This is a genomic window from Shewanella intestini (genome assembly GCF_018221465.1).
In the GTDB taxonomy this organism is placed as follows: Bacteria; Pseudomonadota; Gammaproteobacteria; order Enterobacterales; family Shewanellaceae; genus Shewanella; species Shewanella intestini.
The window spans coordinates 248,202-271,192 of record NZ_JAAIKR010000001.1 but is presented as its reverse complement, the minus strand read 5'-3'; the positions used below and the strand labels follow the sequence as shown (position 1 = coordinate 271,192).

Genomic DNA, 22,991 nt, shown 5'->3' with positions numbered 1-22,991 from the left:
TATCAAAGGTGCATACTCGGCAATGTTATGCGGCGTTTTTGCTCACTAAACGCAACCGTATTGATATAAGATAACCTGAAAAAGATTAAAAAATCGGGCCGTAGCCCGATAGTTAAATAACAATATTATGCAAAGTTATAGAAATATAAATCCACATAAAATGAGACCTAATGCCAAACGGTACATAACAAAGGGTGTCATTCCCATTTTAGCAATAATTTTCAAAAAGTAATGAATACAAACATACGCGGCAAGGAACGAAATCACCATGCCTAAACCAAGTGCATTGTAGTCAATAGGTTCACCACTTGAAATTAAATCTTTCGTCACTAAAATTGCTGCGCCTAAGCTAACAGGCACTGACATTAAAAATGAAAAACGCGCAGCAGCTTCACGGCTTAATCCAAGCATTAATGCGGCGGTAATGGTTGCCCCAGAACGAGATGTCCCCGGAATTAATGCCATAGCTTGGGCAACACCAATAATTAATGCTTTTTTCCAGCCCACTTGAAATTCATTTATCCCTTTACTTTGTAATCTATCTGCCCACCATAGCAATAAACCAAAAACGATGGTCGTTGCCGCAATCACTTCAATATTACGCAGGTGGGTTTCGATAAAGTCTTTCGCAGTAAAGCCAACAATAACCGCAGGAATAGTGGCTAAAATAATCCACCATGCCAGTTTACTTTCTTCATTTTGTTCACGGCTGACAATGCTGCCAGTCCACGCCTTGAACATAGAAACTAATTCTTTACGAAAATACATCACTACCGCAAAAAATGAACCGGTATTAACCGCAACATCAAAAGATAAACCTTGATCAGGCCAACTCAATAATTGAGCTGGTAGTATTAAATGCGCAGAGCTTGAGATAGGTAAAAATTCGGTGAGCCCTTGAATGAGCGCTAATACAATAACCTGAAAAGTATCCATGAGTATCCTTTTTTAAGTGTTAAGCAGACCAATCGAAATCAATCGGCCAAAGTTTTTGTAACGATTTGTCATAGTTTTCCCATAAGGATTGATATGACTGTTCCACCACAGGGTGGCATTGGTGTGGTATGAGTTCTGCCAATGGCCACAATACAAATGCGTTATAAAGCACTTCTGCGCGCGGTAACTCAATGGGCTTGTCACAAACAATGTCATCGTAAAGCAGTAGATCAAGGTCTAAGGTTCTTGCAGCAAATTTCTTCGCGCCGACCACTCTGCCATGATCTTGTTCAATTTGTTTAAATGTGGCGACAACGGCCTCAATCGGCAATTCAGTTTCTGCGCGGATAACCATATTCAGAAAATTAGTGCCTTTAAAACCAACCGCTTCACTTTCGTAAACGCGTGACAACACTAATGAGTCAAAATGCAGATTTAAATCAACTACGGCGGCTTTTAAATAACGCACCGGATCAATGTTGCTACCAAGACTAATGTAAATTGTGGCCATTTACGCTTGACCTCGTTCAATCTCAACACCCACCGCTTGTGCCATTGGCACCGCACCGGGTTTCATTACTTTGACTTTTAACCAAGTAACGTTAAATTCAGTCATGACACAATTCGCAATCATTTCTGCGACAGTTTCAATTAACTCAATCGGGCGCTCACTGATAAGCGCAATAATTCGTTTTGAGACAGTTTCGTAACACAACGCATGTTGGTAGTCGTCAGAGGCCGCAGGCTTTTGATTATCCCAAGCCATATCGAGATCCACGAGCAATGTTTGTTGAATGACTTTTTCCCACTCATAAACACCAATAACGGTTTCAATTTTTAACTCACGGATAAGCACTTTATCCATAATGACACTCCCAACCACAATTTCAGACGCAAAATGTCTTTTTTCAAAGAAGTAAGTTGGTTTATTGACTGAATTTCATCAATAAACCTTTTTCATTCCCACTGAAAGCAGTAGGATAACCTGATTGAAAAAATATCCATCGCTTAGACTGATTATTTAATGGCGGGATAATACCCTAAGACGCGTAAGGAAACCAATTTGAACGACTTCACCTTGACCATTTTGATGATATTAGCCGCATATACCGCAGGCTCGATCTCAAGTGCGATATTGGTGTGTAAAATTCGTAGGCTTCCCGACCCAAGAACGCAAGGTTCTGGCAACCCCGGCGCAACAAACGTGTTACGCATTGGCGGAGTCAGTTCGGCTGCATTGGTGCTATTTTTTGACATGTTAAAAGGGGCGTTACCCTCATACATTGGTTATAAAATGGGCTTAGATGCCGCCTCATTGGGCTTTATTGCAGTTAGCGCTTGTCTTGGGCATATATTTCCCATGTTCTTTGGTTTTAAAGGCGGTAAAGGTGTTGCCACCGCCTTTGGTGCAATGGCACCTATTGGTGATGACTTATCAGTTACCCTGATGATTTCATGGGTTATCTTAGTTATCGTCACTCGTTACTCCTCTGTTGCAGCAATGGCAACGGCAGTACTGGCACCAGTTTACACCTGGTATTTTGATGAGCGTTTTGTACTACCTGTAGCCATGTTATCGACACTTATTTTAATTCGTCACAAAGACAATATTGAACGGTTACGGGTGGGGGAAGAGTCAAAAGTGTCGCGTAAAAAGAAACCACCACTGACCAATGAATAATGGCAGCGATTGAACTATCTGCGCCACATAAAAAAGCCTGCATAAATGCAGGCTTTTTTATTGCGTTAATTTACCCAAGCGCGGATTGTCAGCAACGCAGATAAACTAACACTTTAAAGGCTTATCAATGATAACCTTACACCGCAGGTAGTGAATCTAAAGGCCAGCGCGGCTGCCCTTTTACTGCTAAATCTTCTATTTGGTTCGCGCGCAAACGTTGTAAGCCTGCATAAGCAATCATCGCACCATTATCGGTACAAAATTCACCGCGCGGATAATACACTTTTCCACCAAGTTTGATCATCATGTCAGCCAATGATGAGCGAAGGCGTGCATTAGCACTAACTCCGCCGGCAATCACTAAACGTTGATAACCAGTTTGCTTTAAAGCACGTTTACATTTAATTGATAAGGTATCAACCACTGCATCTTCAAAAGCGCGCGCAATGTTTGCCCGAGTTTGTGCGTCATCAGGTTCGGCATTAATCGTATTGGCAGTAAAAGTTTTAAGCCCTGAAAAACTAAAATCTAATCCTGGACGATCGGTCATTGGGCGTGGGAAACGATACGCACCGCTTTCACCCTGCTCTGCTAATTTGGCTAAACGAGGGCCACCGGGGTAATCAAGTCCCATTAGTTTGGCTGTCTTATCAAATGCTTCACCTGCAGCATCATCTACCGATTCACCTAATACTTGATATTGTCCAATACCTTCAACTTGTACCAACATGGTGTGCCCGCCAGATACGAGCAATGCAATAAACGGAAACTCTGGTGCATCGTCTTCGAGCATCGGCGCTAATAAATGCCCTTCCATATGATGCACACCAATAGCAGGTTTACCCCATGAATAAGCTAATGAACGACCAACACATGCCCCAACGAGTAACGCACCAATTAATCCAGGGCCCTTGGTATATGCCACACCATCAATATCATCAAGCGTAGAATCGGCTTTAGCTAATGCTTGTTTAATTAACGGCACAATTTTACGAACATGATCGCGCGAGGCCAGCTCAGGTACAACACCGCCATAATCAGCATGCAGCTTAACTTGGCTGTAAAGCATGTGAGACAGCAATCCCAGCTTGTCATCATAAATCGCAATGCCGGTTTCATCACAGGATGTTTCAATTCCAATTACGCGCATAAATAAGTCATCTTGTTCGGAAATTTGGGCACTAATTCTACCTATATCAGCCAACTAACGCCACTGATACCCAATTTGAAACCCAAATTGGTTTATAACTCCCCTATTTACAGAGGGATATCGTTTATTAAAGCTTGAATTTGATTCAAGGGGTTTACAAGTTATGTTTAGTCGGTGTAAAATTCCGCACCATTTTAATTAGCCTTTGGCCTATTTGAATGTCATAAATTTGAGATTCAAGGGTCAACAATAACTACACCTAAGGGGTGATGGCGTATGCCAATTATTAAAGTACGTGAAAACGAACCATTCGACGTAGCTCTACGTCGTTTCAAGCGCTCTTGTGAAAAAGCTGGTATTTTAGCTGACGTGCGTGCTCGTGAATATTACGAGAAGCCAACTACTGCACGTAAACGCGCTAAAGCGGCTGCAGTTAAACGTCTAGCTAAAAAGCTTTCTCGCGAAAACGCACGTCGCGTACGTTTATACTAATATCTCATTATGAACCTAACAGACCAGCTTAAAGACCAAATGAAAGTTGCTATGCGTGCCAAAGATAAAGTGCGCTTAGGAACAATTCGTATGGCACTAGCCGCCATCAAACAGATTGAAGTGGATACCCGCGAAACTCTAACTGATGAACAAGCTATAGCGGTTTTAACCAAAATGGTGAAACAACGCCGTGATTCAATTAGCCAATATGAAGCGGCTAATCGTCCGGAGTTAGCTCAAGCTGAGGCCGAAGAAGTTAAAGTTATTGAAACTTTTTTGCCTAAGCCATTAACTGACGATGAAATTGCAGCAATTATTGATGCAACCATCGAACAAGTTGGCGCAGCGTCCATGGCGGATATGGGTAAAGTAATGGGAGCATTAAAATCTAAAGTTCAAGGCCGTGCAGACATGGGTGCCATTGGTACGTTAATCCGCGCAAAATTGAAGTAATACGTTTTTAATGTTGAATAAGCCGTGCACCTGCACGGCTTGTTTGTTTTATTCAATTGATAAAGTAAATTCGAGAAACACAGCAATTCATGGCGATACCTCGTGATTTTATCAATGAGCTTATAGCTCGAACAGACATAGTCGATCTTATTGATCGAAAAGTGCCGTTGAAAAAAGCCGGCAAAAACCACTCGGCTTGTTGTCCTTTTCATAGTGAAAAATCGCCTTCTTTTACCGTCAGTCAAGATAAACAGTTCTACCACTGCTTTGGATGTGGAGCCCATGGAAATGCCATTGATTTTATCATGGAGTATGACCGTCTTGAATTTGTTGACGCCATAGAAGAATTAGCAGGACAGCTCGGACTCGACGTGCCAAGAGAAAAAGGCACAGGTAAACGTGTTGATCAAGGTTTAAGCCGCGACTTATACCAACTGATGGATGAGGCAAACCTTTTCTACCAAAATCAGTTAAGGCAGCACACCGATAAGCAGAAAGTGATTGATTATTTAGCTTTTCGAGATTTAAGCGATGACGTGGTTGAAAAGTTTGGCATTGGTTTTGCGCCTGACAGCTGGGATGGTTTATTAAGTCGCTACCGTCAAAATCAAGATGCCCAAGACAAGCTTTTAACCGCTGGTATGCTAATTGCCAATGATAGCGACAAACGATACGACCGATTCCGCGACAGATTAATGTTCCCAATTCGTGACCGTCGAGGCCGCGTAGTGGGATTTGGAGGCCGAGTTTTAGGTGATGGTACACCTAAATACTTGAATTCTCCAGAAACGCCCATATTTCATAAAGGTAATGAATTATATGGCCTTTATGAGTTAAAACAGCAACACCGAGATCCACAACATGTATTAATTGTTGAAGGATATATGGATGTTGTTGCCTTAGCCCAATTTGGAGTTGATTACGCCGTTGCTTCCCTTGGAACTGCAACGACCGCTGAGCAATTTCAATTATTAGTACGTAGTGCCAAAGAAGTTGTCTGCTGCTACGACGGTGATAACGCCGGACGAGAAGCGGCATGGCGCGCACTAGAAACCGCATTGCCATTATTAAAACCGGGCGACTTGGTTAAGTTTATGTTTTTACCCCAAGGTGAAGACCCAGACACCATGGTCAGACAAACAGGTAAAGACGCTTTCGAGCAACTGATTGCACAAGCAATGGGATTACCTGAATTTTTGTTTGAAACACTAAGTCGCAACCATGGCAGCGATAAAGGCGCACTGGCAAAACAAGCCATTACGCTGATACAAAAAGTTCAAGACACCGTACTGCAAAATTTATTGCTAGAAAACCTAGCCCATAAGTTAGGCATGAACAGCGCAGATGACTTGAAGAAAAAACTCGGTTTTGTTGAACAAAAAGCAAAACCACTTAATGCCAAGGGCTTACAGGGTAGAGGAACGCCATTAAGGCTAGCAATAGCATTACTAATACAAGCCCCACAATTGGGCTATGGCTTACCCAAGCAACCAGCATTATACAAAGTACAACTGACCGGCATTGAGTTACTCATTAGCCTGTTAGACATAACTCGAGACAAACAACTTAACAGCGCACAACTACTTGAATTGTATAGAGAGCATCAACAAAAATCGATGCTCATCAAATTATCCCACTGGGATCATCAAGTGGCGGATGTTAATTTGGCCTCGGAGTTTAAACGCACCTTGATATGGCTAAACGATCGATATATTGAACAACGATATCAAGAGCTCAGCCTAAAACAATCATTATCAAAAGCAGAAAAAGTACAATTACTTAAACTGATCACAATAATGAAAGGCAGCAATAAATAACGCAGAAAGATGTAAATATCTGCATAACAACATGGCGATGCACTAGCTAACAAAGCAGCGCAAAGCTATAATCGACGATTCGCGTAAACTTAACGACAGTTAAGTAAAGTAATCGTTTTTTTCAGTTACCCAAACTTGGATGATATCTATGGATCACACTCCGCAGTCGCAACTTAAATTGTTGCTCGCTAAAGGTAAAGAGCAAGGTTACTTAACCTATGCAGAAGTGAATGACCACTTACCTGCCGACATGGTCGACTCTGACCAGATTGAAGATATTATCCAGATGATAAATGACATGGGTATTCGTGTGTTTGAAGAAGCACCCGATGCCGATGACATGATGATGTCGGAAGACAGCACAGACGAAGATGCAGCAGAAGAAGCCGCTGCCGCCCTAGCAACAGTAGAAAGCGAATTAGGTCGCACTACAGACCCAGTACGTATGTATATGCGTGAAATGGGTACCGTAGAACTACTGACTCGTGAAGGCGAGATTGTCATTGCAAAGCGCATTGAAGAAGGGATTAACACCGTTCAAAGCTCAGTGAGTGAATACCCACAAGCAATTTCAATGATCTTAGAGCAATTTGATAAGTATGAAGCTGAAGAAATTCGCTTGTCTGATATTATCTCTGGATTTGTCAACCCTGACGAAGATGACGTTGCCCCAACCGCAACTCACGTTGGTTCTGAATTATCAGATGAAGAACTTGACGATGAAGATGACGAAGAGGATGACGACGAAGAAGAGGAAGAAGGTCCAAAAGGTCCTGATCCTGAAGAAGCAAAAGAGAAATTCACTCAACTACGTGAAGCCTATGAAAAAAGCTTAGCCATTATTGCCAAGAAAGGTCGCGACCACCCAGAAGCGATTGGTTCTTTGTTTGTTATTGGTGAGCTATTCAAAGAATTCAGACTTATCCCTAAACAGTTCGACCGTTTAGTGAAAAGCATGCGTAGCATGATGGATCGTGTTCGAGTACAAGAACGTTTAATCCTTAAGTTATGTGTTGAACAAGCTAAAATGCCGAAGAAAAACTTCGTTAAAGCATTTACCAGCAACGAAACCAACCTTGAATGGTTTGAAGCTGAAAAGAACAGTTCAAAACCATACGCAGAAGGTCTACGCATGGTTGAGTTTGATGTTGAGCGTTGTGTTAACAAGTTAGCCGCCATCGAACAAGAAACTGACTTAACCATTGCTGGCATTAAAGACATCAACCGTCGCATGTCAATCGGTGAAGCAAAAGCGCGCCGTGCGAAAAAAGAAATGGTTGAAGCGAACTTACGTCTAGTTATTTCAATCGCTAAAAAATACACCAACCGTGGCTTACAATTCTTGGACTTAATTCAAGAAGGTAACATCGGTCTGATGAAAGCGGTTGATAAATTTGAATACCGTCGTGGTTACAAGTTCTCGACTTATGCGACATGGTGGATCCGTCAGGCAATCACTCGTTCAATTGCTGACCAAGCACGTACCATTCGTATTCCAGTACATATGATTGAGACAATCAACAAGCTAAACCGTATTTCTCGTCAAATGCTACAAGAAATGGGCCGCGAACCTTCACCAGAAGAATTAGCAGAGCGCATGATGATGCCTGAGGATAAAATCCGTAAGGTACTTAAAATTGCCAAAGAACCTATTTCAATGGAAACCCCAATTGGTGACGATGAAGATTCGCACTTAGGCGATTTCATTGAAGATACCACCTTAGAGCTGCCATTAGACTCAGCCACAGGTGAAAGTTTACGTAACGCAACTCACGAAGTATTAGCAGGGCTAACAGCTCGTGAAGCGAAAGTATTACGTATGCGTTTTGGTATCGACATGAACACCGACCACACGCTTGAAGAAGTTGGTAAACAGTTTGACGTAACACGTGAACGTATTCGTCAAATTGAAGCAAAAGCATTACGTAAATTGCGCCACCCTTCTCGCTCAGAAATCTTAAAATCTTTCTTAGACGAATAAAGATTTTAACGCCATTAAGTCAGTTGATTTAACCTGACAATAAAAACCTGCTTCGGCAGGTTTTTTTATGCTATAAAGCCAACTCCCCCTTTTAATTGGTTCAATTTAATCTGTTGATTGTTCAACAGATAACCAAATGAATCCAAAATGCAAAAATCAATGCAAAACACAGGTGACAAGCCAGTTTAAACTTCGTATACTTCTTCCCGCTTTAGATAGTGACGACTATCTTAAGTCGGCCCCTTAGCTCAGTTGGTTAGAGCATACGACTCATAATCGTCAGGTCCACAGTTCAAGTCTGTGAGGGGCCACCAATTTTGATAAGCCGTAGCAGGTTAGTACCTACTACGGCTTTTTCATGTCTATTACTTTTAATGTCATTTGCTACCCATCCCCTTTAGCAACTAACTTATCGCGCGCGATATGCTTATCGTTATTTTACGCTTGTAGCCAACCGACTGCCCATATCAAACCAGCCTATTACGCATATAACCACCATCGACAACATTGTGCATGGTCAGAGTAATACTCCCTTATCGTTAGATACACTATTTGAACTAAAGCAAACAAAAGTCAAATTGCAGATAAAATTGTTTCACAAAAAAGCGAGCTAAATGCTCGCTTATAAATGATGCGTTATTTGCTTATCAGCTTAGCCGCAACACTTTTTATATTTTTTACCGCTACCACAAATACAAGGGGCGTTACGGTTAATTTTCGCTTCTGCAGTTACCGCTTTAGGCTTGTTGAGTATCCCTTCTAACTGCAGGATGTTTTCGGCCACATCGGCATTAATGGTTATATTGGCCACTAACTTATGCTGCGCAACAATCTGTTGAACTTCTTGCTCGCGCGCCTCATTTTGAACACTCAAAATAAGGGGGTTCGTTGCTGTGCCCACTTTTGCTTGTCGCTTAGTGTTGTAACCACTTTCGCCATAGGCAGGTTTTGGCGTTTGACGACCTTTAAAGAAAAATTTGTCTGACATAATCGTGTCTGCCTATCATTGTAAATTAACCGTATAAAACTACGCTAATAACAGCATAGATTGATACCGTTATTAAAAATAGCACTAGAGGTGTGGCTTATACAGCAATTAACCACATTTGACCAATCAATAATGGTTAACGTTGATAATATTGTTAGGTTTAACAATTGTGCAGTTAAGTTGAACTCAAACCAATGCAGTGTGAGTTAATTTCGACAGTGTTTAATAAGATAGTTTATGTTGCGTTACTAACCGCAAAACCGGTTGGGTGCTCCATTAACTGGCCAAACAATACATTAAAATAGTAAATGGCAATTGACAGTCATTAAGCCGTTTGTAGAGTCAGTACTTGCTCTTTGTTTGTTGCGTTGACCATTAAGCTAAATCGTCATGCCACAGCAAGAAGCACTAACATAACCCCAATGACATAAAGCATTGATTATCTACGGCCCCTAAAAAGACAATATTTTTTATCATCGCACTGATTGCACACAATGCATGTTAAGCGCAAGGTGCATCAATCGCAATACAGGCAGACAAGTCATAATGATGATAGTCGTCATCTCTTAGTATGGCGGTTTGCCATCATAACCCTGCACCTTATTCTATTACGTTACCTCTATCTATATTTATACTTATTAACACGCTACATTTATGTAAGTAGTTATCAACTTTTGATGAAAAATGGCCCACATAACCCCAATTTCAATCATGTTTTCATTGATGACTGGTATGATTAGCCCAATTGACATTGCAAGCATAGTCGTAATGTCATGACACGTATTACCTATCTAGCCCACTACATTTAAGGTTCATAAAATATGCAATACCCTCATGTAGCAAAAAACGTCACCGAACTCATTGGCCACACAGACTTATTAAGGGTAAATAGTTTATCTGACCTCAGTGGCTGTGAAATATTATTAAAGTGTGAGCAACAAAACCCAGGTGGTTCAATTAAAGACCGCGCCGCATTGCAGTTAGTGTTAGATGCAATTGAAGCGGGAAAATTAACCCCCGGTATGACCATTGTTGAAGGCACGGCAGGCAACACTGGAATTGGTCTGGCGATGGTAGCTCAAGCATTAGGTTTCAACATGCTAGTTGTCATGCCAAAAGGACAAGCGCCTGAAAAAGAGCAAATGGTGAAACTGTACGGGGCACAACTATTACTCGTTGATGCATGTCCGTTTTCGAACCCTGACCACTTTTACCACACAGCCAAACGTTTAGGCGAAGCGAATGCTAACTATTGGTGGGCAGACCAATTTGAAAACACCAGCAATAGCAAAGCCCATTACGCAAATACTGGCCCTGAAATTTGGCAGCAAACCCAAGGTAATATTGATGCATTAGTTTCAGTTGCAGGCACAGGTGGCACCATTGCAGGGAACTCGCGCTATTTAAGTGAAATGAATCCACAACTGCAAACTTGGCTTGTCGACCCTGACGGCTCAGGCGTGTATGCCTACCTTAAAGAGGGTCAATATCAATCTCATGGCAGTTCATTTACCGAGGGCATTGGTATCATGCGTTTGGTTGAAAACTTCAAACAAGCCAAAATTGATAAAGCCATTAACCTGCCAGATAAAGATCTCATTGCTATTGCAAGGCATGTACAAGTATTGGACGGTATTGTCCTTGGCAGCAGTGCGGCGCTTAATTTAGCTGGTGCGCTTTATGCTGCGGCAAAAATGGGCGCAAATAAAACCATTGTGACCTTTTATTGCGACTTAGCAGAGCGGTCTTCTTCAAAACTTTATAATAAAACGTTTCTTGCTGACAAAGGCTATCACGATGAAATTGAGCCATTACCTGAGCTGTTTGCTCGTTACCAAGCCCAACCTGAATCGGCGATAGTTAACGTTAAACGTTAAGTTTTCATCTAATAAAAAAGCCTCAAAATAAGGTGTGATACACCACTATTTTGAGGCTTTTAAATGCGCCGCACTAATTCACTTAAACAAGTAACTTAAACAAGTAACTTAGGCAGCTAGCATGTTTATGATTATATTTAAGATGACCAGCATAATTATAATCATCGTTTAATGTGGCTTAATTAGCAGCGCCGATATCGACCCAAACACTTGCCACACCTGGCTCTTCATCTTTAGTCCACCATTTGGCTTGCCACTGACGACCAGCATGAGTAGTGGTATCGCCACCGTTATAAGCAACGCCTAACATCCAGCCAAGTTCTACATTACTTTGCAGCGCCCATTGATCTGCTGTGGGTGTGGGTTCATTTGACTGTGTCCAGTATTTTGCTTTCCATACTAGGCAATTATGGCTAACGGTCGCACCGGTGTTATAAATCGCATTTTGCTCCCATGCACTGTGGTTTGTTGCATCTGGGTCGCTATTTTCACAACCTTCAACCACCACAGGCGCAATGACTGTAAGGTTGACTTGTGCTTGAGCATCATACGCACCGTCAGATACCACTACAGTTAACGTGTATTGGGTATCAACACTGACATTAGGTGCACTGACTAATACACTATCGGTATCGGCCCCTGTTGCACTAATCCCAGTAGGCAATGACCAGTTATACACTAAGCTGTCACCGTCAGGGTCGCTAGCCGTTGCTGCAATAACAATGTTTTGCCCCGCATTAACCGAAGCGGTACTCACGACACTCACACTCGGCGCACGGTTATCTTGCGGTGCAAGGTTAGTGACCGTTGTTGTTGCGCTGTCGGTTAACCCTTCTGGATCTGTCACAGTTAAAGTAAAGCGATATTGGGTATCCGTTGTTGCGGCGTCTACGTTGAAACTAGCTTGTACAAGCGTTGCATCAACAAGTGATACACTTGGGCCAGATGTTTGCTGCCAAAGGTAAGTGAGTGCCAACCCTTCTGGATCACGCGATAAACCACCATTTAACGTCACTGTAGCAGGGCCGTTTACGTCTTGATCCGCACCAACTTGTGCAATAGGTGCTTTGTTAATCGGTGCCGTCGTTCCCTCGCCATGTCCAAGACCTTCATGCATGGCATTTAAAATATCGCCGTTATCTGCATCAATCTCCCACGAGAATAATCCGCCGAGTTGGTTAGCTAATACATACGCGCCCTTGGCTTTAACAGAACGTGGATCGTCATAAGTAATTAAGTCACCAGTAGTTGGATTAAACAGGTACGGCGCTTGAGCAATTTCATCATACGAATATTGCCAATCACCTGACATATGCGCGTCTGCAATATGACGGTAATCCAATACGCCGTCTTCCCACGTCCCTTTAATTTTACCCGTTGCTGTACCAGTAAACGGATTATTATTTTCATAACCACTGACACCAGACCAACCACGGCCATACATGGCTGCGCCTACAACAATTTTCTCAGGGTCAACACCTTGGGCAAGCAAGTAACTTACGCCGTTATGCGTGGTGTTTTCTGTTTCAGGTTTCCAGCTAGCACCATATAACGCAGCCTGGTGATTGAGTTCAGTGTATGACCATGCACCGTAAAAGTCGTAGCTCATCAAGAAGATGTTATCCATGTATTGCTGAGCTTGTTGATAATCAACTTGGGCAACTTTTGCTTCAGAGGCACCAATCGCTGACGTTAACTGATACTCACGGCCTGTTTCTGCAGATAACTCATTAAGCATTGCACGTAAATCTTTCATGAGCAAAACATAAGTATCGCCATCAGTATCTTGATTACCTAATGCAGCATTAGCACCAAGTCCACCTGGATATTCCCAGTCAATATCAACACCATCAAAGAATTTCCATGTTTGCAAATACTCTTTTACCGAGGCCACAAAACGGTCACGCTTCACCTTGTCATCAAAAAAATAGAATGGGTCTGATAATGTCCACCCCCCAATTGACGGCAAAATTTTCAAGTCTGGATAAGCTTGTTTTAACGCCATCAACTGGCCAAAATTGCCTTTGTACGGATCTGAATAATTCGCTACGCCTTCTTGGGGCATTTGTACTGCCGCCCATGGGTCGTGAATGGCTACTTTAAAATCTTCTCGGCCAGCACAGGCTCGTTGTAGCGCTTCAAAGCTACCATCGATTTCTTTTAAACTGTCATTAATGCCGTCACCTCCACAAATTGGGGTAAAGCCATAAAGAATATGAGTGAGGTTTTGCGCAGGCATTTTATCAACAGAAAAGTCACGGCCATAAACACCCCATTCAACAAAATAGGTGCCCACAACTTTACCGGTCTTATTGGCATAGGCTTGGTTGTTTTCAAGTAAGCGTGTTGTCAGTGGCGCTAAATGGCTACCGTCGGTGTCAGCAACCACAATCTCTTTGGTGTCACTGAGGGTGCAACCTGAGTCGTTACATAAGCCAACCTGCATTTGATAACGGCCACCAGTGCTGATATCAAATGTTGCAGTGCCAGAAGTTGCACTCGGGCCTGACCAAACTTCTACACCGTCAAATAACACTTGGGCGGTGTCACCTGCATCGCCGCTCCATAAACTCCAGTCAACAGAAACGGTTGCAGCGTCTTTTATCGTGACAAGATCATTGTAAGCACTTGCCATATGGTTCACTTCAATCAAGGAGAAGTTAGTTTCGCCCCACTCAATTGTGGGTTTTCCAGGGGCTTGTGCGAGTGCATTACCTGCACTAACAGCAGCAATTAATGCTGAGGTCTTAAGTGTCGTTTTAAACATAGTGTCCCTTATTTTATTATCATTATGAATAAGGCAAAACATCTACAGAATACTGCTTAATCCCTACTACCATGGAGCGCCCAGCGCATTTAATGTCACTGTAACCCTTACTCACACGAAGAAACTTCTGACCTCTCCTACTCAATAGCCATTAGGAGACGTGCCACTAACACAACGGTTAGCTTGCCTTACTTTCAAAAGCTAAAAGCAAATGACAACGCTGTCATCTACTGACTTATTAACCTAACGCAATATCAGTAAAACACAAGCTTAATGTTAAATTTATGATCGACTTCTAGCGCTATTAAGAGATATAACCGCTACAAATTAGAATGCTTAATTAGGCCATAACACGCATACTTTGCGCTTGACTGGTTTAGGAACAGCTAAATAATTGCTGTTAAAAAACAGCCATTAAACAACAGAAAACACCATAGAAGCCCGCAGTAAAAAACAACAATATTTCAAGCCACATTTAAATCGCCCAAGCCCAACTTGAATTTAATTAATGTAAAAAAATAGCCTGACAAGTCAGGCTATTTGTATCCACATTTATCTATTTACTGATGTTAGCGATATTATGAGCGAGAAATTCGCGTGCTTTGCATAATGGTTGGCGGGTTAATATCCTGCTTTTTAAACTCTTGCATCACACGTAAGGTAATATCGGTTTCAAAGAGTTTTTCATACTTAATATCAAGCACATAGGCTTTCAATGTGAGTTTAATGGCAAAGTAGCTGTCGCTAATGTCTTGCTTAACCAATACCACCACAGGTTTAGGTAAATGAATATAGCGGCTTGAAGCAGCAGCTTCTCTAATAATATCAGTAGCTAATGATAAGTCTTGATCCAACGCAACATAAAATGGGATCACCACCTGCATATCAAGTGCACCATAATTACCGCTCACCACCACGTCGCTTAAAAACTTACTGTTAGGGATAGTAATGATATCGTCGGTTAAGGTACACATTCTTACCGAGCGTAAGCCAATGGCAATAATGTCGCCATAATGGCCTTCAAATGTCACCCGGTCGCCCACCTGAAAAGGCCTGTCTATCATCACAGTTAAACCTGCAATAAACGATGCTGCGAGATCTTTCATCGCAAAGCCAACCGAAACGGCCAATGTGCCACCAATTAAAGTTAATACACGGTCATCAACCCGAAAACTGAGCATAAACACAGTAATACCTGCGCTCATATACACAAAGAATTGAAAAAACGAGTGCAGTTTTTGCACCAGCATCCGCCGCTGAGCAAACTGATTACCAATCGATTCAACAATGTTTTGAGTAAACTTGAGCATGCCCCACGCCACAATAATGACGATAAGTGACATAAATACGCCACTCCAACGAATCAGGCTAGCAAATTCGGTCAAACTGTCTAAGTTAGGTGCAAGCTCTTCGGCGCTGACTTGAGCGCTCAACATTAACGCAACTAACGCAAAATAAGTTATCCATCGAGTATTCATTACTTCACCAATAAGTGTTGATTATGCAGAGTATTGGTTATGTATCTAAACCAATGAGATGAAATTTTAGCTTTGTCGTCAATCAGCTCAATAAAGCCTCGGTTTTGAAAATAACGTAACGTATTAAGTACTTCGGCAAACCCTAGTTGGGTACAATCTGACAGCTCTTCAGCAGAGGCCACTTCAAGCTGTACAATCGCCCTAAGCACAGCCAACATCGGTTTTGGCATGTTTTCTAATTCTTTAGCATCGGGTGCTTTAAAGATACGCACAAACACTTCTTCAGTTTGTTTATCTTGATGCAATGACTGTCTAAAAAATCGTAGTGCGACACTGGGATTGCCATCTGAGTAGTCCCATAAAATACGATAAAACCCTTGCTCAGCACGTTCTGTATCACTGAGCTTATGCTCATCCCATTGTTTAGGGAGTTTTAAGCCTTTAAAGCTAAGGGCGTATTCACCTTCTGTTTCAATCCGGCTGCTCAGCAACGAGGCTATTTGATCTTCGTTCCAGCGTGGCATGGCAATCACTTTATCAAACAATAAGCGCTCGCCTCTGGCGCGATCAACAAAACGCCAAGCTGACACCTCAATGCCTAATACCACCCCATGATTATTACGGCCACGACGGAGCAGTTTCGACAGCCGCATTAAGTCATGTAACCCGTTTACTTTCGGGCTAATAATCCGCTGGCAATTATCAATACAAAACACAATTCGCTGTTCACTGGCGCGCAGGTATTTAATTAATGTGACTTCTTGTGCATCCTCTTGTAAGTCTAAGCTGGCACACAGTTGTTGTACTAAGGCGTTATACCCGCCGTGAGGACAATTAATATAAATAGCATGTTGAGATTTCGCGCGATAAATAACTCGTTTTAATAAGGTCGTTAACCCCAAGCCTCTTTCTCCGTAAAGCACCGCCATCGCAGGGATAGGAGCCAGTACATAACGTGAAATTTCATTGAGTTCATCACTGGCATAATGGTTAATTAACTCACTTTGCTCATGGCCGGGCTTAACATAATTAAACGTGGCCTCGCCTTTAATGCGCGCCATGTTTGCATTGTCTTTATCCGCTTTACTTTGTTTAGCCACTTCAATGCGAAAGAAATACGCAATGGCATGTTTGAAACTTTGGTACTGAGATAGGCTATTAAATAACTCTTGAAATAAACGCTGGGTAAATAATCTTATAATGCCAAGTAAAGTGGCAATTGGCGCAATAAAGCGATTATCTTTACGCTTAATCGCCCATTGAATATAATTAGGTTGTTCTTCATTGCGTTCAAGTTGGACAAAAATAACATTGCGCCAGTCTCGTAAGGTTTTAATCAATAACAAGGTAACAATGATTAATATCAGGGTGTTAACCCACGCATAAATGGTTCCTTGATACACGCTCATTGTGGTAGCTTTGATGATAATCCCTGCCACCATTAGCGTCCACACCCAACGCTTTAACGTGCGCACTCGCAATGCCACCACATCAGATTGATTGTTGTGATAACTATGATAAGCAGTAAATTCCATTAATAAACGAATAATAATGGCGGCCGAAAAGCTCCAATTAATGATCACGCTTAAATAATTTAGGCTTTCAAGTCCGGGTAGATTAACCAACACTTGCAGCAATAAACTCATGGCAATAAACCAAGCCACAGGCACTTGGATGATATTAAAGTAACGCCAAAAGGTATGGCTGGACATTTGGTTGTTTTGCAGTTTTAACTGGGTTTCATCTAATTGACGAACAATGATTGCAGGGCCAGCTTTTAGCCACCACGACAAGGCAAAATAAATCACCAACAACTTAAATATCAGTACTAACACTGGCACTGGTGAAATTTTTAAATCATTAATAAATTTAATAAAGCTGCGGTACTGCGACACAACTTGATAATTAACGATAGACTCAGTCACACTGACTTCAAGCAATAATTGTCTTACCCCATCAGGCCCAAAACCGGTAAACCTTTCATTCACGCTGTCGGTTACATAATTAAGTAGCTTCGACTTATCTTGGCTTAGGCTGTCTAACGAATATTTAGTTTTCTCAACCAATGCCCATTGCTTCGCGCTGTGTTGGTTGCGAAACACCGTTAATGCTTGATTGAGTTTTTTCGCATGAGCTTGTTGTTCAGTAAACGTGGCAATGAGCATCTTTGCTGCTTGGTTTTTATCATGGTGATTTGCCATATGCAGTTCAGGTAATGCATTCACTTGTTGATGTATGTGCTCACTTGATTCGGTGAGTTTAGGCGCGTCATAGGCGCGCCAGTCGGCACTCATGCTTGGCATGGAACATAAAATTGCGCCTAAAGTCAGTAAAGCTGTGATAAATTTGGGCAACATATTGGGGCGTAAACTCCATTGGCAAACAGCGAAGATATCAAGTATGAAAATAGCATAAGAGATAAATTTTGCTGTCAATATAGGTTGTTAAGACAAGAATACAGATGGGGTATCGCTAGTTTATCATCGTCATATTACGTATCGGTAATATACCGAGTTTGCCAAGATTACCGCCTTTGTCGACAAAAAGGTGCGAGCTAAAGCAATGTTCTTATAAAAATAGCGCAAAATGTATCATTTAATATCAAAGCGCGCATTTATCAAAAGAGATTAGTTTTCAAATCATTTTTATTAGGCATTTATCTTCACACGAAGGAAGGTAAGCCAAAGGGTTACCGGCTTTGAAACAAGAGTAAATGTCTTTAGAACGCTAACCTTATTGCTTTAGAAAAATTAAGATAAAAACCATTAACGAGTAAAAAATAACTCATTAAACAAAAAAAACCGCAGCAGTATAACACTGTCTGCGGTTGATAATATTTGCAGCTTATCAATGAGGAAACGTTAATCGACAGCGTGCTCGACGTTAATCAGTTTTGAAAGCAACAACTTTAATTGCTTGGTTTCTGACACACAAAGCTTGTCCTGGAAGAGTTGGCTAATGTCATTGACAATTGGCATACATTGAGTCGCCATTTGTAGCCCAATATCCGTTAATGTCAGTAACTTAATTTTTTTATTGGTAGCACTTTTACTGGCGTTAATTAAGCCCAACTTAATGCCGTTATCAACTAAACGCTTGGTTACTGAGCGATTTCTAAGTAAGTAATCAGCAAGTTGCTGCTGGGTAATTTCACCGTGTTCCCCCAACACTCTCAACGCACCGTACATTTCTAGCGTAATATTTAATTGCCCCATTTCTGCAGCCACATTTGAACGAAATTGCTTATAGACCAACCCCATTAAAAACATTGGATTGGAGTCCAAATTATGAATGCCGGTTATCGTTATTGGTACTTGCTGTTCCATAAATAACTCCTTGGCAGATAACTAATATCACTAAGACTGTCAACATCAGTTCTCCCCTAAAATAAATATTGTGTAACCCTAAATCAGATGCCGAGACATATAACTGTAGTGGCAACATAGTGCCTAACATCGCTTCGCTGTGTAGCCCACGCGTCCCGCCTCTACTGCCACTGATCCACATGGCGATTAATGTCACTAATCCACCCAAACTAAGGATGTAAATTAAGTTATGGGCATGCTGGCCTGCCAATAACCCCATAAATATCAATGCTAATGCACACCCCCCAACATGGGCGTAAAGGACGTTCTTAATCACCATTTGATAGTTTTGCTGACGGCTTTGGGCAGCCGCGACAATCACAGGCATCATACAAAACGTGGCTGACACCAAATTTACCATCATTAAAAAGCCTAAACCTGTGCCAAGCATCGCCACAAAAATAAACCGTTGCCGATAGCTCACTGGCGCACTTGGCATTGCTGGTGGTGCCATGGCTTTAGGTGGGGTTAAAAACAAACTTACAAACCGCACTACTACCATGGTCGTCAACATGCTAATAGCCATATCACGTATCCAGCCCGTCATTTCAAAATGACTTTGTTGAGCGAAAATTGTCACCAAAAACCAGTTAAGTAACGGGATTAAAATAAACCCGACTTTCGCTGGTGTATCAGCCCAACGCCGAGCACGATCAAACACCCAAATACTGACACACCATACAACTGCCGGATGCGTGGCAAAAACCTGATTGACCAATAATGCGACGCAAGCCACTAAAATAATAGGGGAAAATGCTTTTAGCATGCCTAAGAGTGAATAGTTACTAATCTTGGTTGCCGCCATAACAGGGAACAACGCTAAGTAAGCCGCAATGCCCAGTTGCAACCATATTTGCGCCAACATGCCTAATGACACAATTGACGAAATCCACATAACTTCAGACCAATTAATTGGACCTCTTGTCGTGTTATCCATCGTTAGCTCCTCAAAATCGAATCAATATTCAACATCTAAAGTGCAATTACACTAAATAACGAATAACAGACAATAATTCCATCCATGCACTACCTAACGCGCTCCAAACAGTCGATGGAGACTTCACCATCACACTGACTTTAGAACCTGAAAACAGATCGGGATCAAGCCCAGACACCACAATTTGGGTACGTACTTTTTGTTTATCACGGATCCAGCGTTCATCATTTTCAACGTGAGCTAGGCCGTTGTTGTCACTGCTGGCATCGTGAATGGCTAACTCATGACCTTGGACACTGCCTTCAAACACTTGCCCTGGTAGGGCGTCGAACACTAATCTCACTTGCGCACCTGTACTTAAATGACGCATGCCTTTTTCATTAAAGTCGGCATTTATCCAAGCTCGTTGACGGTCAACCATAAATAAAATAGGGCTACCAGCGCCAACATAAGTCCCTTTATTTAGATTTAAGTTACTTATTACACCATCAACTGGCGCAACAATGGTCGTTTTAGCTAAATTCAATTCGGCTACAGCGACCTTGGCTCGTGCCCCGGCAAGAGCACCAGTGTCACTACTTTGAAGTAACTGCGCTTGTATTTGAGCAATTTGCGCTTGCGCAGCTGTAACCGCTTGTTGACGGACAACCGCATCTGCAAGGGTGTCATCTAGCACTTCTTGGCTGACAATCTTCTTTTGTGCAAGTTGCTTATTGCGAGTTAATTTACGTTGCGCATTTTCAGACTCTTTTTGACGCTGTAATAACGCAGCTTGTGCACCAATTAACTGCTGTTTTTTAGCTTGGTAATTTTGCTCTGCTTGCACAAGTGCCGCTTTAGCTTGGCTAAGTGCCAATTGGTAACGAATTGGGTCCAGTTTCACCAACACATCACCTTTTTGCACTGCTTGTTCGTTTTTTACCAATAACTCAACTACTGGCGCGGATACTTCAGCAGCAATACGGCTAGTTGGAATATGTAATTGAGCCTGTGTGGTAAAAGGCGCAAGGTTATCACTCGCAACCAAAAAAACCGCAAAAACCACACTACCACCAAGGATAAAAGATAAAATCCATTGATATATTTTACTCATCATAATGTTTCACCTGCAACAATTTATTAAGCCAAGTATAGCCCTTATTGTTGTATATGCAACAATATTATTGAGTTTTTTACTTTGATAAAGATGAATGCGGCGGAGGGAGTGTTGTTTTATTATTAAAATTCAACACCATAAATAAATAACTACAAAGGAAAATTTTTTACTTTAATGCCGGTATTAGCATTTCAAAACCAATATTCTGCCTAATGAAGCGTAGTCCACCCACAAGGATTTAAGGTAATATCGATAAACTGTCAGTATAAAGCGCCTCTAAGTCACTTACCGATTCCTTGCTAATATCACTTCCACCAATACCCAGCAGCCAATACCCAGCAGCCAAGCAGCCAAGCAGCCAAGCAGCCAAGCAGCCAAGCAGCCAAGCAGCCAAGCAGCCAAGCAGCCAAGCAGCCAAGCAGCCAAGCAGCCAAGCAGCCAAAATAAATTAATTAACCCAATTGAAGGGTGCAAATAGGAATGTTAGCCACAAAAAAGCCCATCAATTGATGGGCTAAAAGGCAGAACTAACTGCAAGTATTAAATGTAACGGCCAAAACCTTATCATTATGCTTACTAGATTTTGGCTGTTTTTTAACTGTACGTGTTATTTACTTTCAATGTCATAGCCACTTTTATGGTCATTTAAAATCAATAGATAACAGCATTAATTAATCACTTAATAAAATCAATGCCGCGCGATTTAGCCTCACTTTCTAAGTGTTTTTGCGCCAAGGTAATGGCTTTTACTGCCCGCGACTTAAATTCACGACGATACAAGGTATACACCACCAATAAACTAGCAATAATTAATGCAAATGGATTCCAAAACCAACATAGCGCAGCCATTGAGAAGTAATAAGAGCGTAATCCATAATTATAAGAATGGGCCGCTTGGTCGCTAACCGTTGCCATTTGTCTTCCATAAGCAAATAGGTGTTCATTTTTTTCGGTAGAGCCAAATGGGGCGGCTCCGAGCATGACATTTAAAAAACCATATTGGCGCATTGCCCAAGTAAAGTGGAAGAATGCCATCACAAATATACCAACAACCACACCAAGTTTAACTTGGATAAGAGCATCAGTTGCTCCAGTGGCATAAGGGACAGAAGCAATGACCTCTTCTAAACGGCTGACTTGAGCAAATAAGGTCAATATCCCTGCAAGCACTAATAAAGTGGATGAAGCAAAAAAAGCGTTATTACGCTCAACATTTGCCATTAACGCAGCATCAGCAATCCGCACTTGCCGATTAATCACTGAGTTCATCCAATGAATACGGTGCATATGTAAACAACGAGAAATACAGTCTGTTGACTTGGCTTTATGTTTAGCAAAATAGGTGTACCCAACCCAACTAAAAATAAAACAACCAAGCGCAACAACGTCTAACAAAGAGAAAAACATAATGATTCAACAAAGCTAATATAGTGGAATTAATAGTATGCATCAGAAAAATAACAACACAACAATCCAAGGCGGACTGAAATTAACGGTCAATTGACCTATCAGGTTGGTTTAACTAGGCATGAGTGTAGTGAAACTAAGCTTGAGTGTGGGGTAACTAAGCAGTTTAACAAATTATATTTTATAGGGTTTAGCGAAAAAATTAGTGATGAACGCCATATATTTCATGAACGTTCATCCTAAGGTAGGTTTAACGTGCTCAATCAGTAAAATTTTCATTGCTCAGTGATGATAGTTTGGTTCAGAAAGCTTCGCTGACGAACAGTTTGGAATGTTATCGCTCTCTACTTGATGTTTGAAACGATCCCAATCTGAAGTTAATGATGTTAATTGTTTTTTTCGTTGTGGAAATCGTCTTGACATCTTAGTCAAGATCTCATGCTGAATATCACAAATTTCAGTCCACCGTTGCATATTTGAAACGCTCATAGCTTGTTCCTTCTCATCTGTTGATTCAAAATCATCATAACAAGCTAATTTCGTTAAAAATGTTGCTTCAACGACAT

At 41.6% G+C, this 22,991-nt stretch carries 19 protein-coding genes and 1 tRNA gene; 8 read left to right on the top strand and 12 right to left on the bottom strand.

Annotated features, from left to right (window positions below; genetic code table 11):
• Nucleotides 1–135: 135 nt before the first annotated feature.
• From G3R48_RS01210 to folB, 3 genes are read right to left on the bottom strand one after another with little or no spacing between them, the layout of a single operon-like run.
• On the bottom strand, nucleotides 136–936 hold the full coding sequence (locus tag G3R48_RS01210; protein WP_153661063.1) for an undecaprenyl-diphosphate phosphatase: 801 nt from the start codon (nucleotides 934–936) through the stop codon (nucleotides 136–138).
• 19 nt (nucleotides 937–955) lie between these two features.
• Entirely contained in the window at nucleotides 956–1,447 is a 492-nt protein-coding gene (gene folK, locus G3R48_RS01205; protein ID WP_153661065.1) for a 2-amino-4-hydroxy-6-hydroxymethyldihydropteridine diphosphokinase, read from the bottom strand.
• Nucleotides 1,448–1,801, bottom strand: coding sequence for a dihydroneopterin aldolase (folB, locus tag G3R48_RS01200; protein WP_153661067.1), 354 nt, complete (start codon nucleotides 1,799–1,801; stop codon nucleotides 1,448–1,450).
• 225 nt (nucleotides 1,802–2,026) lie between these two features.
• Between folB and plsY the strand changes: the two genes are divergently transcribed.
• On the top strand, nucleotides 2,027–2,617 hold the full coding sequence (plsY, locus tag G3R48_RS01195; protein WP_380714134.1) for a glycerol-3-phosphate 1-O-acyltransferase PlsY: 591 nt from the start codon (nucleotides 2,027–2,029) through the stop codon (nucleotides 2,615–2,617).
• 136 nt (nucleotides 2,618–2,753) lie between these two features.
• On the opposite strand, the gene tsaD is transcribed toward plsY, so the two are convergent.
• Nucleotides 2,754–3,767 carry a tRNA (adenosine(37)-N6)-threonylcarbamoyltransferase complex transferase subunit TsaD gene (tsaD, locus tag G3R48_RS01190; protein ID WP_153662083.1) on the bottom strand — a complete coding sequence of 338 codons (1,014 nt, stop codon included), beginning with the start codon at nucleotides 3,765–3,767 and terminating at the stop codon, nucleotides 2,754–2,756.
• 276 nt (nucleotides 3,768–4,043) lie between these two features.
• On the opposite strand from tsaD, the gene rpsU reads away from it, so the two are divergent.
• The 5 genes from rpsU to G3R48_RS01165 all read left to right on the top strand — a co-directional run bounded on the left by rpsU (nucleotide 4,044) and on the right by G3R48_RS01165 (nucleotide 8,824).
• The gene (rpsU, locus tag G3R48_RS01185) at nucleotides 4,044–4,259 is read left to right on the top strand and encodes a 30S ribosomal protein S21 (RefSeq protein WP_013050163.1); all 216 of its coding nucleotides are present in this window, start codon (nucleotides 4,044–4,046) and stop codon (nucleotides 4,257–4,259) included.
• A 9-nt stretch (nucleotides 4,260–4,268) separates the two neighbouring features.
• A complete protein-coding gene (locus G3R48_RS01180) occupies nucleotides 4,269–4,712 on the top strand; it encodes a GatB/YqeY domain-containing protein (protein WP_153661072.1) in 444 nt (147 codons plus the stop codon).
• A gap of 89 nt (nucleotides 4,713–4,801) precedes the next feature.
• Nucleotides 4,802–6,529: a DNA primase gene (dnaG, locus tag G3R48_RS01175; protein WP_153661074.1), complete on the top strand. Its 1,728-nt coding sequence runs from the start codon at nucleotides 4,802–4,804 to the stop codon at nucleotides 6,527–6,529.
• Nucleotides 6,530–6,677: 148 nt separating this feature from the next.
• Nucleotides 6,678–8,510, top strand: a complete 1,833-nt coding sequence (gene rpoD / locus G3R48_RS01170; protein WP_153661076.1) for an RNA polymerase sigma factor RpoD — start codon at nucleotides 6,678–6,680, stop codon at nucleotides 8,508–8,510.
• Between the two features lie 237 nt (nucleotides 8,511–8,747).
• Nucleotides 8,748–8,824, top strand: a tRNA-Ile gene (locus G3R48_RS01165).
• 338 nt (nucleotides 8,825–9,162) lie between these two features.
• Here the strand turns inward: G3R48_RS01165 and G3R48_RS01160 are convergent.
• Nucleotides 9,163–9,498, bottom strand: a complete 336-nt coding sequence (locus G3R48_RS01160; protein WP_153661078.1) for a PBPRA1643 family SWIM/SEC-C metal-binding motif protein — start codon at nucleotides 9,496–9,498, stop codon at nucleotides 9,163–9,165.
• A gap of 821 nt (nucleotides 9,499–10,319) precedes the next feature.
• Between G3R48_RS01160 and G3R48_RS01155 the strand changes: the two genes are divergently transcribed.
• Nucleotides 10,320–11,375 carry a cysteine synthase A gene (locus G3R48_RS01155; protein ID WP_153661080.1) on the top strand — a complete coding sequence of 352 codons (1,056 nt, stop codon included), beginning with the start codon at nucleotides 10,320–10,322 and terminating at the stop codon, nucleotides 11,373–11,375.
• A gap of 178 nt (nucleotides 11,376–11,553) precedes the next feature.
• Here G3R48_RS01155 and G3R48_RS01150 read toward each other — a convergent pair whose 3' ends face one another.
• The 6 genes from G3R48_RS01150 to G3R48_RS01125 all read right to left on the bottom strand — a co-directional run bounded on the left by G3R48_RS01150 (nucleotide 11,554) and on the right by G3R48_RS01125 (nucleotide 21,018).
• On the bottom strand, nucleotides 11,554–14,142 hold the full coding sequence (locus G3R48_RS01150) for a glycosyl hydrolase family 18 protein (RefSeq protein WP_153661082.1): 2,589 nt from the start codon (nucleotides 14,140–14,142) through the stop codon (nucleotides 11,554–11,556).
• Between the two features lie 578 nt (nucleotides 14,143–14,720).
• Nucleotides 14,721–15,620 (bottom strand): mechanosensitive ion channel family protein, encoded by a 900-nt coding sequence (locus G3R48_RS01145; RefSeq protein ID WP_194823824.1) that lies wholly within the window; start codon nucleotides 15,618–15,620, stop codon nucleotides 14,721–14,723.
• Nucleotides 15,620–17,977, bottom strand: a complete 2,358-nt coding sequence (locus G3R48_RS01140; protein WP_153661084.1) for an ATP-binding protein — start codon at nucleotides 17,975–17,977, stop codon at nucleotides 15,620–15,622. The genes G3R48_RS01145 and G3R48_RS01140 overlap by 1 nt, the downstream gene beginning before the upstream one ends.
• Before the next feature lie 504 nt (nucleotides 17,978–18,481).
• The gene (locus G3R48_RS01135) at nucleotides 18,482–18,946 is read right to left on the bottom strand and encodes a MarR family winged helix-turn-helix transcriptional regulator (RefSeq protein ID WP_153661086.1); all 465 of its coding nucleotides are present in this window, start codon (nucleotides 18,944–18,946) and stop codon (nucleotides 18,482–18,484) included.
• Nucleotides 18,906–19,922, bottom strand: a complete 1,017-nt coding sequence (locus G3R48_RS01130; RefSeq protein WP_153661088.1) for a DUF2955 domain-containing protein — start codon at nucleotides 19,920–19,922, stop codon at nucleotides 18,906–18,908. The genes G3R48_RS01135 and G3R48_RS01130 overlap by 41 nt, the downstream gene beginning before the upstream one ends.
• Nucleotides 19,923–19,968: 46 nt before the next feature.
• Nucleotides 19,969–21,018 carry an HlyD family secretion protein gene (locus G3R48_RS01125; protein ID WP_153661090.1) on the bottom strand — a complete coding sequence of 350 codons (1,050 nt, stop codon included), beginning with the start codon at nucleotides 21,016–21,018 and terminating at the stop codon, nucleotides 19,969–19,971.
• A 296-nt stretch (nucleotides 21,019–21,314) separates the two neighbouring features.
• Here G3R48_RS01125 and G3R48_RS01120 point away from each other — a divergent pair, with 296 nt between their 5' ends.
• A complete protein-coding gene (locus tag G3R48_RS01120; protein ID WP_212593169.1) occupies nucleotides 21,315–21,470 on the top strand; it encodes a hypothetical protein in 156 nt (51 codons plus the stop codon).
• 223 nt (nucleotides 21,471–21,693) lie between these two features.
• On the opposite strand, the gene G3R48_RS01115 is transcribed toward G3R48_RS01120, so the two are convergent.
• Nucleotides 21,694–22,425 carry a DUF599 domain-containing protein gene (locus G3R48_RS01115; RefSeq protein ID WP_153661094.1) on the bottom strand — a complete coding sequence of 244 codons (732 nt, stop codon included), beginning with the start codon at nucleotides 22,423–22,425 and terminating at the stop codon, nucleotides 21,694–21,696.
• Between the last annotated feature and the right edge of the window lie 566 nt (nucleotides 22,426–22,991).

Bases quoted from the DNA above. Each gene is read 5' to 3' on its own strand.
- G3R48_RS01210 (WP_153661063.1), bottom strand. From the start codon at position 936: ATGGATACTTTTCAGGTTATTGTATTAGCGCTCATTCAAGGGCTCACC.
- folK (WP_153661065.1), bottom strand. From the start codon at position 1,447: ATGGCCACAATTTACATTAGTCTTGGTAGCAACATTGATCCGGTGCGT.
- folB (WP_153661067.1), bottom strand. From the start codon at position 1,801: ATGGATAAAGTGCTTATCCGTGAGTTAAAAATTGAAACCGTTATTGGT.
- plsY (WP_380714134.1), top strand. From the start codon at position 2,027: ATGATATTAGCCGCATATACCGCAGGCTCGATCTCAAGTGCGATATTG.
- tsaD (WP_153662083.1), bottom strand. From the start codon at position 3,767: ATGCGCGTAATTGGAATTGAAACATCCTGTGATGAAACCGGCATTGCG.
- rpsU (WP_013050163.1), top strand. From the start codon at position 4,044: ATGCCAATTATTAAAGTACGTGAAAACGAACCATTCGACGTAGCTCTA.
- G3R48_RS01180 (WP_153661072.1), top strand. From the start codon at position 4,269: ATGAACCTAACAGACCAGCTTAAAGACCAAATGAAAGTTGCTATGCGT.
- dnaG (WP_153661074.1), top strand. From the start codon at position 4,802: ATGGCGATACCTCGTGATTTTATCAATGAGCTTATAGCTCGAACAGAC.
- rpoD (WP_153661076.1), top strand. From the start codon at position 6,678: ATGGATCACACTCCGCAGTCGCAACTTAAATTGTTGCTCGCTAAAGGT.
- G3R48_RS01160 (WP_153661078.1), bottom strand. From the start codon at position 9,498: ATGTCAGACAAATTTTTCTTTAAAGGTCGTCAAACGCCAAAACCTGCC.
- G3R48_RS01155 (WP_153661080.1), top strand. From the start codon at position 10,320: ATGCAATACCCTCATGTAGCAAAAAACGTCACCGAACTCATTGGCCAC.
- G3R48_RS01150 (WP_153661082.1), bottom strand. From the start codon at position 14,142: ATGTTTAAAACGACACTTAAGACCTCAGCATTAATTGCTGCTGTTAGT.
- G3R48_RS01145 (WP_194823824.1), bottom strand. From the start codon at position 15,620: ATGAATACTCGATGGATAACTTATTTTGCGTTAGTTGCGTTAATGTTG.
- G3R48_RS01140 (WP_153661084.1), bottom strand. From the start codon at position 17,977: ATGTTGCCCAAATTTATCACAGCTTTACTGACTTTAGGCGCAATTTTA.
- G3R48_RS01135 (WP_153661086.1), bottom strand. From the start codon at position 18,946: ATGGAACAGCAAGTACCAATAACGATAACCGGCATTCATAATTTGGAC.
- G3R48_RS01130 (WP_153661088.1), bottom strand. From the start codon at position 19,922: ATGGATAACACGACAAGAGGTCCAATTAATTGGTCTGAAGTTATGTGG.
- G3R48_RS01125 (WP_153661090.1), bottom strand. From the start codon at position 21,018: ATGATGAGTAAAATATATCAATGGATTTTATCTTTTATCCTTGGTGGT.
- G3R48_RS01115 (WP_153661094.1), bottom strand. From the start codon at position 22,425: ATGTTTTTCTCTTTGTTAGACGTTGTTGCGCTTGGTTGTTTTATTTTT.